The sequence below is a fragment of the Roseobacter sp. HKCCD5988 genome (assembly GCF_037830355.1).
In the GTDB taxonomy this organism is placed as follows: domain Bacteria; phylum Pseudomonadota; class Alphaproteobacteria; order Rhodobacterales; family Rhodobacteraceae; genus M30B80.
Genome location: NZ_JBBLYJ010000005.1, coordinates 1 through 1,147 on the forward strand (window position 1 = coordinate 1; position 1,147 = coordinate 1,147).

The following is a 1,147-nucleotide window of genomic DNA, read 5'->3' on the forward strand; positions in this document are numbered from 1 at the left end:
TCTTTAATCCCACTTCATTCCCAAAAGCATCTGCTCCTTCAGCATCCCAAGACTGTAGCCTTCACCGTACCCCTGCCCTATTGATGACGATGACCACCCGCCTAACCGGTCAATAATTTCCGATTGAACCCCAGCATTTCGCAATCTGTCTCTAAAACTATGACGGAAGGAGTGCAGCACATATCCTTCTCCAAACTGCTTCATCCATTTATTCAAAGCAGCCGAACATGAGTTGCCACTGCAGCCATTCGAATTTGAGTAGGTTTTAAACAAAAAGCCCGTATTGCATTGATTATGCATCAGTTTGATCACCTCAAGAGACGCACCAACTAGGGGTAAAAGTCGTTTACTACCCGATGTTTTTAACGACCTCCACGGATGGGGCTGCAAATTTATATGAGGCACATCATGATCAAGATTGATGTCATCCCAGACTAGCCCCAAAGCCTCCGATAACCTCATGCCGGTATCAGAGAGCAAAGCTATCAATAGTCTACGCTCGTCACCTATCTTGAGGCACTCTCTTTGAATCCTGCGCACATCTTTGATTGGAATAGTTTTACGCTTGGGACGTTCATCAATAGGCAAATAAGTGCCGCTGAATGGATTGCGGCTATCTATTCCATGCTCACGCAATGTGAGGCTAATCACCGCTCGAACAGTCGCAAAAATACGCTTGATAGACGCAGAAGATAACCCTCTATCAATCAACCAATCACGAAACTTGCTTGCCTCAAAAGTTGAATATGCATCGACAGGTTTGTCACTCAGACATTGAACGACATAGCCAATATTACGTTCGGCTGATGCCCTGAACAGCTTCGACTTACCTGCCCCTTTCAAAGCACAATAATTCAACAATGCTTCAGAGAGTTTGGGCGCATTTGAAGATTTGACTGCATCACCATGAGGCTTAACCAGTAGCGAAGCTGCTGGCACATCCATATTGGACACCCTCATCTGAAGCCAGAAGTCATCCAGTTTGCCAGCAATCATGGCGCTGGCCTTAAGTGCAGACACCCGACTGCGAGTTTTCAGACACAATACAATCCTAGGCTTTGAATAATGCCTTTGCATGTCTGCGGGGACATATCTGGTGAAGTAATACACTCCACCTTTATTCATCAAATAGTGAGGAACTTTGTCT

At 45.4% G+C, this 1,147-nt stretch carries 1 protein-coding gene; it reads right to left on the reverse strand.

Annotation, left to right across the window (positions count from 1 at the left end; translation table 11 throughout):
* Nucleotides 1-3 precede the first annotated feature (3 nt).
* Nucleotides 4-1,147 (reverse strand): tyrosine-type recombinase/integrase (locus AAC636_RS12470; protein WP_340301756.1); only part of this gene is annotated, 1,144 nt, incomplete at its 5' end.